This is a genomic window from Bacillus pumilus (assembly GCF_003431975.1).
GTDB classification, from domain to species: Bacteria; Bacillota; Bacilli; order Bacillales; family Bacillaceae; genus Bacillus; species Bacillus pumilus_N.
Window position 1 is genome coordinate 368988 of the sequence record NZ_CP027116.1, and the last position, 11206, is coordinate 380193.

Here is an 11206-nt window from a genome sequence, read left to right on the forward strand (position 1 = left end):
GAGACCTCTATCCTACATTTTCGGTTATATTTGCAAAATTTAAGGGAAAACATGAAATTTTTGCGGTATTTAGTCAATTATTTTCGGTTGAACGCAACTATTATTAGTTATTTTCGGTAAATATCGTAAAATATCAAGTGATTCATTCGGCATAACGCATGAATCTTTACACCCATTTTTCGGTGAAAAAAACAATAATTTCATATAAAGTGGACGTTAATAGAAAATATTTATAAAGAAAAGAAGAAAAAGGCAAATCTATGGAAACGTAGAGACGCAAAGCCGTGTCCTAAGGTAAATGTTCTTTTTTACTATGGTCGGCAGGCTACCGAATGAAAATGGGAGTCCATCCGTTTTATTCGGGGTGGGCTCCTTTTCTGTTATTCCGTCTATTTTCATGAAATAGACTTGGTTCTTTTGATATAGAGGGTGCAGGGTGTCACATTGATGGAGAAAACATAGCAGAGGCGGAGGATGAGAATGAATACAGTTTATTACCCTTTAACACATGCGCAGAAGCGAGTATTCTACACGGAACGATTTTATCCAGGTACAAGTATTTCCAATTTGGGCGGATTCGCCAGATTGAGATCAGGATCAGGTTTGGACCCATCTTTAGTCGTTGACGTGCTTCAAGCGTACATTCGTCAAACTGATTCTCTTCGTTTAAGACTGGTGTATCAACATGAGCAGGAGGAGCCTGTTCAATATATGAAGCCTTATGAAGAACAGCCGATTCGTATGGAGAAGGGCTGGAGTGAAGAGGAAGTAAGAGCTTGGGCGAATGAGCAAATCCGTGAACCGATGCCGTTAATCGACAGCCCCTTGATTGAATTTACGGTCTTTCAAATCAGTGATCAAGAGTGCTGGCTGTTCTGTAAAGCGCATCATATTGTGGCGGATGGTATTTCGATTATCTTGATGGGAAATCGCATGATCGACTTATACCATGACATGCTGCATGGGGTAGACATCTCACCGGTTGAGGAGATTTCTTTCGTTGATCACATCATGAGTGAGCAAAGCTATGAAAATTCTAAACGATTTCAAAAAGACCAAGCTTTTTGGAATGAGCAATTTGCCAATATTCCAGATTTCGCTTCTTTAAAACCGCATAAGGGGTACGAGATGAGTTTACATGCGGAGCGATTTTCTGGGGATGTTCCAGATGCTTTGAAGGAGAAACTACGTGCTTTTTGTGAAGAGCAAAAAGTCAGTATGCTCTCGATGTTTATGTCCACTGTATATATCTACTTGCATCGTTTTAGCGGCATGGAGGATGTTGTTCTTGGTACCTTTATGGGCAACCGAACGAATGCCAAAGAGAAAAAAATGATCGGGATGTTTGTTTCTACGATTCCAATGCGCGCATCTGTTCATGGAGCGCAATCATTTCTTGATTTTGTAAAACAGGTCATGGCGGATCAAATGAAAATCTTGCGTCATCAAAAGTATCCTTACAATCTCCTCATGAATGATTTGCGGGAAAGAGAAGGGTTTACAGGGCGCCTTTTTGATATTTCTTTAGAATATCAGGTCATGCAGTGGCAGAAAAAAGAGAATTTGTCTTTCATTACTGAACCGATCTTCAGTGGGAGCGGAATGAATGATATTTCCATTCATGTAAAGGACCGCTGGGACACAGATACATTGACCATTGATCTGGACTACCGCACAGACGTATTCACCGAAGAAGAAATCAGTAAGATGTTTGATCGATTCTTGATCATACTGGAGGCGGCGGTCTCTCAGCCTAATCAGCTCATCGGGACACTGCCTTTACTTCCATTAGATGAACAAAAGGAACTGCTGCAATTATCTAAAGGAGAATCGTTTGAAAAAATAACTGAAAAACCGGTTCATCACATGTTTGATGAGACAGCTAATCAGTATGCAGATCGGGCAGCCGTTGTAGCGGAAAATGGAACACTTTCTTATGGAGAGCTACATCAAAAGGCAGAAAAGCTGGCGCGGTTTTTACAAATGAAAGGTGTTTCGCATGATGTGCCTGTTGCTGTCTTAATGGATCGGAAGGCAGAAGCTATGGTGGCAATCTTCGGCATATTAAAGGCCGGCGGCGCGTATGTGCCGATTGATCCAGCATTACCTGAGGAGCGTATTCAGTATATTGTGGAGGATTCAGGTGCTTCTATTGTGTTAACAGAGGAATCGTTCGTTTCAACATACCGGGCCCTCTCGGAAAAAATGATTGTGCAAAAGCAAATCGAATTAGATGATGGTCTGCTGCCTGAGCTCGTAGATCAGTCGGCACCAAAGGATCTGGCTTACATGATTTATACATCGGGTACGACTGGAAAGCCGAAGGGCGTCATGATTGAGCATCTTCAGCTGCATCATTTGGTTCATGCCTTGCACCATGAGATTTATCAAGGGACGAGTGAGCTTCAAATGGCACTCCTTGCACCATTCCATTTTGATGCATCGGTGAAACAAATCTTTGCTGCTCTGTTGTTTGGTCATACGCTTCATATCATCCCGCGAGAAACGACGAGAAATGGTGTTCAATTAGCGGCTTATTATAAAAAACATCAAATTACAGCAGCAGATGGAACACCGGCACATGTGCAGCTTTTACTTGCAGCAGAATTAGACGGGCTGTCACTCTTGCACATGTTAGTTGGGGGAGAAGCATTGCCTGCGAAAGCAGCACGCTCTCTTATCGAAGCGATTCGTTTGAGTGAGCCTGATTTTACTTTATGGAATGTGTATGGCCCGACTGAGACGTGTGTCGATGCGGCGGTTCATCGCTTGGAACTAAGTGAACTGCACGAATCATCTAAACAGCAGCGCTATGTATCGATCGGAAAACCACTCGGTCATCACCGTATTTACATTTTAAATGAACATGATCAATTACAAGTGCAGGGAGCTGCTGGAGAACTGTGCATAGCGGGGATAGGTGTTGGGCGAGGCTATGTAAACCTGCCTAACTTGACGGAAAAGGTATTTACGGTAGACCCATTTTATCCACATGAGCGGATGTATCGAACGGGGGATCTAGTCAGATGGCTTCCGAACGGCACGATTGATTATCTTGGCAGAATGGATGATCAAGTGAAAATAAGGGGTTACCGTATAGAAACGGGCGAAATTGAAGCGGTGATGGAGCAGGTAGATGGAGTGGATCAAGCTGTCGTGCTTGTGGTTGATGAAGCGGACGGGGAAAAGGCGTTAAGTGCTTACTATCAACCTCGTCATGAAGGTGTGTCAGTTGATATGCTGCAAGCCGCCATCAAACATCAGCTGCCAGCTTACATGATGCCTCTCTATTTCAAAGAGCTCGATGCATTTCCACTCACAGTCAGCGGCAAAGTCGACCGCCGTGCACTTGCTGCCTTAAAAGGCGATAAAGCGGTTCAAGCTGTTTATGCTGCGCCTAGAAACGATCTAGAAACGAAGCTTGTACGTTTATGGGAAGAAATCCTTGGTCAAGAGAAGATTGGTATATATGATTCTTTCTTCGATCGAGGGGGTCATTCGCTTAAAGCGATGACAATACTCACGCATGTTCAGCGAGACTCTCAGGTGGAGGTGCCGCTGTCCATTTTATTTGAACAGCAGACCATCGCCGCTTTGGCTGCCTACATTGAGCAAGCGGAATCATCTTCTGAAACGGTGATACCTCAAGCGCCGGATGCAGATCATTATCCATTGTCTCCTCCACAGCAGCGTGTTTATATGGTGAGTCAATTGGATCAAAGCACCGCATACCATATGCCAGCTGTTGTGAGGTTAAAAGGAACATTACAGCAAGAAAAACTGACTGAAGCCTTTGAAAAACTCATTACACGTCATGACATACTGCGTACTTCTTTTCATACGTTAAAAGGTGTTCCTCGTCAGCGAGTGGCTCCATCAGTGTCATTTCAAATAGAGCAGCTGACAGGCGGCACAGTGGAAGGAAACATGCAGCAATTTGTCAGACCTTTCGACCTTGAGTGTGCACCACTTCTTCGGATCGGCTTGAAGTCGATACATGATCAGGAGCATCTACTCTTTTTCGATATGCATCACCTAATCTCAGATGGTCTATCGATTGATTTGATGCTGTGTGAGCTGTCAGATGCTTACGAGGGGGCGGTCAAAGAGCCATTGAAGCTCCAATATCAAGATTATGCCGTCTGGCAAGAACAACAAGGTTTTCAAAAAGAAGAGGCATTCTGGCTGCAAGAATTTTCTGGCGAGCTTCCTGCTTTACAGCTGCTAACTGATTATCAGCGCCCGGCGGTCCAGTCGTTTGCAGGGGATCGTGTGATCAAAGAAATCGATGAAACGTTAAAGGGGCAATTACAGGAGCTAGCGTCAAACCACCAAACGACACTGTATACGGTCCTGCTATCGGCTTACTATACATTGCTTGCGAAGTACACGGGTCAAAGAGAATTCGTGGTCGGAACACCGGTGGCAGGGCGTGTGCATGCAGACCTAGATGACATGATCGGCATGTTTGTTCAGACACTTGCTTTGCGTTCAGAGGTTGATCCGAATGGAACCATGACTCAGTTGATTGAGCAAGTAAAGGAAAAGACGATGCATGCATTTGAGCATCAGCAATATCCATTTGAACGGCTGCTTGAAAAGCTGAATGTGCCAAGAGATTTTAGCCGTCATCCGTTATTCGATACGGTTTTTACACTGACACCGAATCATGCAGCAGCCCAGCACATTGGAGAAATGCAAGTTGAAATCGAAGAAACCAATTTCCATATTGCAAAATTTGATTTAACACTCCAAGCGATGGAGTCAGATCGAGGTTTATCCTTTGTCCTGGATTACAGTACGGCGTTATTTAAACGAAGTACAGCCGAGCAAATGCTACATCATTATATGTATCTACTCGAGCAGATGGTCCAAGCGCCGCAGGAAGCGATTCGATCCTATCGATTGCTTTCTGAACAAGAAGTGGAAGCTCAACTGAAGCTGTGGAACCCTTTACCCTCACCTTATCCGGCAGAAGAAACCATTGTCACGCAGTTTGAAGCACAGGTACAGGAGCACGGTCATAAGCCTGCGCTCCAATGTGAAGATGAGTGCCTTTCTTATCAAGAACTAAATGACCGAGTGAACCAGCTGGCTCATTATTTGCGTGAACATGGATTTGAAAGAGGGATGAAAGCAGCCTTATTCTTTGAACGATCCCATGAGATGGTACTGTCCGTTCTAGCTGTGCTTAAGGCGGGCGGTGTGTATGTACCAATTGATCCTGATTTTCCTGATGAGCGCGTGAAGCACTTTTTGACAGATAGCGGTGCACAATTTTTACTGACACACCACGTGCTACGCGATCGTTCGGTGCTCGGTTCTTTTGAGGGAACGATCATAGAAACAGAAGATCAAGCGATTGTTCTACAATCAGAGAACGATATCAATATACGTGTTTCACCAGAGGATTTGGCGAATTTGACCTATACATCTGGTACAACTGGCAAACCTAAAGGAAACATGGTGACACACCGAAACATTTTGAGAACAGTGAAGCAATCAAACTATCTCACCATTTATCAGGAAGATACGGTGATGAGTCTATCAAACTATGTATTTGATGCTTTTATGTTTGATGTGTTTGGAGCTTTACTGAACGGAGCGAAACTGATTGTTCTGCCAAAGGATCATATCTTAAATATGAATGAGCTTTCTGGAGCAATAGAAAAGGAAAAAGTCAGTATTTTAATGATCACGACTGCTCTTTTTCACTTACTCATCGATATGAAAAAAGACAGCCTGAAGAACGTGAGAAAAGTTCTGTTTGGCGGGGAACGTGCCTCTGTACCGCATGTCATGACTGCACTTGAAACGGTAGGAGAAGGCAAGCTTGTTCATATGTACGGTCCTTCTGAGAGTACGATTTTCACTACGTTTTATCCTGTGAATCACATTGAGAAGCAGGTGTTATCTATTCCAATCGGAAAGCCAGTGAGCCAAACGGCTGTTTATATTGTAGATGAATTTGGACATATGCAGCCGCCAGGTGTAGCGGGAGAGCTATGTGTCGCTGGTGATGGACTGGTGAAAGGGTATTATGGACAGCCAGAACTCACAAGCGAAAAATTTGTGAAAAACCCTTTCCGCCCTGGTGAGGCGATGTATAAAACGGGTGATCTTGCCCGCTGGTTATCAAATGGAGAGATTGAATTCATTGGACGTATCGATCATCAAGTGAAAATTCGAGGACAGCGTATTGAGTTTGGAGAAATTGAGCATCAGCTGCTGCGACATCCGCAATTGAAGGAAGCCGTCGTCATTGCTGCTCCGAATGATACATTATGTGCTTATTTTACAGCTGAAGGGTCCGTCTCATTAACTGATTTGCGTGAGCAAGCAGGACGTGAACTGCCTGTATATATGATGCCGGCATTCTTCATGCAATTAGACGAGCTTCCGTTGACAAATAACGGAAAGGTAGATAGGCGGGCGTTACCGATACCTGATCTAAATGAGCAAGGGGCAAATGAGTATATTTCTCCACAAACAGAAACAGAGCGTCTCGTGGCACACATTTGGGAGGAAGTTCTCGAAGTGCCGCAAATCGGCAAGCACGATCATTTCTTTGAATGCGGTGGTCATTCGCTGCGAGGGATGAAAATGCTGAACAGGCTGTATGAAGAGATGCACGTGGAGCTCACTCTAAAGTCTTTATTTGAATCCCCAACATTAGACGCGTTTGCCCTTGCAGTTGATCAAGCGGATCAAACGGAGATGAAACGGGTAGAGATCGCAGAAGAAGCGGCCTATTATCCAGTGACATCTGCTCAGAAAAGACTGTTTGTATTAGAGAAAATGACCGATGCGGAGCAAAGTTATCACATGCCAGCTGCTTTAAAGCTAGAAGGTGCTTTTGATGAAAAACGATTTAAAAAGGCGATTGAACAGCTTGTGGATCGTCATGAAGCATTCCGAACGAGCTTTGACTTTGTTCAGAATGAACCTGTACAGCGGATTGAAACAAATATATGTATAGACATTGAAAACATCGAAGGGAACGGACGGGATATACAGGAATTGATGAATGACTTTATCCGTCCATTTGATGTAGGAAAGGCGCCGCTACTCAGAGTAGGTCTAGTTACTGTCTCTGTAAATGTCCATTATTTACTGATTGATATGCATCATATCATTTCAGATGGTGCGTCTGTTGGTATTTTAATTGAGGAGCTTTCCGCCCTGTATCGAGGAGAGACATTAGAGGAATTACCTGTTCAATATAAGGATTATGCTGTTTGGTCAAAAAGTGAGACGTTTGCTGCAAAAAAAGAAGCTGAAGAGGCATTTTGGCTGGAGCAATTACAAGGAGAGCTGCCTGTACTGGCACTGCCAGAGGACCTGCCAAGACCAAAAGTGCAAACATTCGCAGGAGATCGAGTCTCCTTTACAATTGGCGGGGCGCTTAAAACGAAATTGGATGAGCTGGTCAGAGCGCTCAACAGTACGACGTATACAGTGCTGCTCACTTGCTACAGCACCCTTTTAAGTAAGCTTTCGAGACAAGAAGATATCATCATCGGTTCTCCAATTGCTGGCAGAACTCATCCTGATATTCAATCTGTCATCGGTATGTTTGTGAATACACTGGCACTTAGAACAAAGCCAGCAGGACATCAAACAGCTGCTGAATTTGCTACAAATGTTCATCAGCTTGTGTTAGAGGCAAATGAGCATCAGTTGTACCCATTTGAAGAATTGGTAGACCAAGTACAAACGGTTCGAGACACAAGCCGTCATCCAATCTTTGATGTGGTGTTCTCGATGGAAAATGCGGATATCCGTGATTTATCAATGGATGGACTTCACATTATTCCACAGCCATTCGATGAAAATATCGCCAAATTTGATTTGACCTTAACTGGAAACGAATCGACTGATCACATTGAGCTAGTGTTCGATTTTAATTCTTCTATTTTTAAGCAATCGTCGATTGAAAAGTGGAAGGAATATTTCCTTCATTTATTGGAACAAATGGTATCAGCCCCAGATCAATCGTTAAATCAAATGCAGCTTTTATCACCGAAGCAGCAGAAAAAACTACTCAGCGAATGGTCAGGGCCTGACCTAGACGTTCCGTCAGATCAAACGGTTCATGCACTGATTGAGGCTAAGGCGTATCAAGCGCCTCACCAAAAAGCGGCAACCTTCTGTGGAACAAGCTGGACATATGAAGAACTGAATCATCGGGCGAATACAGTCGCCGCAAGACTCATCTCGAACGGCATAAAACGAGGAGACCGCGTCGGTATTCTCACCCGTCCATCGCTGGACATGACGGCAGCTGTCCTTGGGGTTCTCAAGTCAGGTGCGGCATTCGTTCCAATTGATGCGGATTATCCTGCTCAGCGTATTGCTTACATGCTGGAAGACTGCGGGGCAGAGGTACTTCTCATACAAAAAGGATTGACTGCACCATCTTCATTCACAGGTCATGTTCTATCGATAGAAGATGCGGTTGAAGGCGAAGCACAAGAGATTCAGGTTCATATGAAACCAACAGATCTCGCCTATATGATTTACACATCTGGAACGACTGGACAGCCGAAGGGTGTCATGGTTGAGCACCAATCCCTTGTCAATCTTGCGTTCTGGCACAATGATGCATTCCAAGTGACAAATGCGGATCGAACCGCTAAATATGCCGGCTTTGGCTTTGATGCCTCCATTTGGGAAATGTTCCCGACATGGATCGCCGGCGCAGAGCTGCACATCATCGAGGAAGCCATTCGTCTCGATATGATCAAACTCAATGCGTATTTCAATGACGAAAATATCACTGTGGCATTCCTACCAACTCAGCTATGTGAGCAGTTTATGTCGATGGACAATCATTCACTGCGTTACTTACTGACAGGAGGAGACAAGCTGAAACAGGTGAAGCCTGTTCCATATAAACTCGTCAATAACTATGGACCAACAGAAAACACAGTCGTGGCGACAAGTGGGATCATCGAACCAGATCAAGGCACGCTTCCGATCGGAACAGCGATTGCCAATACTCGTTTTTACATCATGGGTTCGTTATATGACCTCTCGCCGCCAGGCGTACCGGGTGAGCTTGTGATCGCAGGAAAAGGACTGGCTAGAGGGTACTGGAACCTGCCAGAGGAAACCAACAAACGATTTATCCCAGATCCATTTTATCCAGGAGAGCGCATGTACCGCACAGGCGACTTAGTGAAATGGACATCAGATGGCGAGCTGATCTACCTCGGCAGAAAAGACCATCAGGTCAACATTCGCGGCTTCCGGATTGAGCTGTCAGAAATTGAAGCGCAGCTTCTTGCCCTGACGGAAGTCAAAGAAGCAGTCGTGACAACGGTCAAAGACGCAAGTGAACAAGATGCGCTTGTGGCATACGTCATCACAAATGAAGAAACGACCGACTTAAAAGACAGCTTAAAACGAACGTTGCCAGATTATATGGTGCCTTCTTGGATCATCAAGCTAGACCACCTGCCGATGACGGCAAATGGCAAAGTCGACTTAAAAGCATTACCGGCACCCGATATGGAATCGAGCCAAACGGCATACGAAGCGCCAAGAGATGAAGTCGAAAAGCTTCTATGCGGTATTTGGGAAGATGTTCTTGGCGTGAGCCAAGTCGGCATTCACGATCACTTTTTCTTCCTTGGTGGAGACTCGATTAAAGGCATCCAAATGGCAAGCAGGCTCACGCAAGCGGGCTGGAAGCTTGATATGAAGCTATTATTCCAATATCCAACAATTGCCGAGCTCCGTCCATATATCGAAGAAGCTGATCAACTGACAGCTGATCAATCACCTGTCGAAGGGGAAGTCATTTTGACACCAATTCAGCGCTGGTTCTTTGAACGAAACTTTACTAGCCAGCATCATTGGAACCAATCGGTTATGCTCCATGCGCCAAATGGCTTGGATGAAGCCATCGTTCAGCAAGTGTTGGAGCAGCTGATGACCCATCATGATGCCTTGAGAATGGTATATCCGCTTGAAGAGGGACGCATAATTCAGCGTCATCAAGGAGTCAAGGAAAACAAGGTCGCTGTGGATGTGATGGAGGTACAAGGGGAACTGTCACAGCAAATCCAGCAGGTAGAAAAACTGGCAAATGAAGTGCAGGCAAGCATATCGCTAGCAAAGGGCCCTCTAGTAAAGCCAGCCATTTTCCGAACAGATCAAGGGGATCATTTATTGCTCGCTGTACACCACCTTGTCATTGATGGTGTGTCATGGCGCATTTTCCTTGAAGATTTCATGGCTCTTTACGAACAGGCGAAGCGCGGGGAAGTCTTGACGCTTCCTGAAAAAACCCATTCTTTCCAAGAATATGCCCAGAAGCTGACAGAATACGCGATGTCAGATGAATTGCTATCGGAAAGAGCCTACTGGAAAAAGGTACTTGCGCATTCCGTTGCACCGCTTCAAAAGGATCATGTCACGGACGACCAACGGATGCTCCATACAGAGACCATTCGCTTTACATTGACTGAGGAGGAAACTCGCAGTCTGCTGACAGATGTACACGAAGCATACCAAACAGAAATCAATGATATTTTGCTGACCGCATTAGGATTGTCTATGAAAGAGTGGACAGGTGAAACCAGACACTTTATTCATCTTGAAGGACACGGGAGAGAGGACATCCTTCCTGGAGTCAACGTATCAAGAACCATCGGCTGGTTTACAAGCATGTATCCTGTGTTACTGGATATGTCGCATGCAGGCGATCTTTCTTATCAGATCAAGCATTTAAAAGAGGAAATCAGGCACATTCCGAACAAGGGGATCGGCTATGGCATATTCAAATATTTAACCCCTGACAAGATGAAGGACGGTATCTCATTTGAGCTCGCGCCAGATATCAGCTTTAACTATCTTGGTCAGTTTGATGAACAGGTCGGCGGTGAGTTAAGCCGTTCAACGTGGCATGCAGGACAATCGCTGAGCCCTGAAGCGGAGAAGCCACATGCACTTGATATTGTTGGTTTCGTTGAACAAGCCATGCTCCATGTGACAATTTCCTATCATCAACTGGAATTTGAAGAGCGTACGATGGAACAATTCAAAGATCTTCTTGAAAAAAATGTGAAGGTACTGATCTCACATTGCCTATCACAGGAGGAAACCCAGATGACACCTAGTGATGTAGGGGATGAAGATCTTACAATGGATGAACTTGAAAAGCTAATGGATATATTTTAAGCAAACGAAGAGGTGGACT

Annotated in this window: 1 protein-coding gene and 1 riboswitch; the gene reads left to right on the plus strand. The window is 44.7% G+C overall.

Annotated elements, in window-relative coordinates:
* Positions 1-241 precede the first annotated feature (241 nt).
* Positions 242-333: riboswitch (cyclic di-GMP riboswitch) on the plus strand.
* 147 nt (positions 334-480) lie between these two features.
* Positions 481-11187 (plus strand): non-ribosomal peptide synthetase, encoded by a 10707-nt coding sequence (locus tag C5695_RS01960; RefSeq protein WP_233230784.1) that lies wholly within the window; start codon positions 481-483, stop codon positions 11185-11187.
* Positions 11188-11206 lie beyond the last annotated feature (19 nt).

Excerpts from the sequence above, each read along its gene's own strand:
- C5695_RS01960 (WP_233230784.1), top strand. The coding sequence starts at position 481 with ATGAATACAGTTTATTACCCTTTAACACATGCGCAGAAGCGAGTATTC.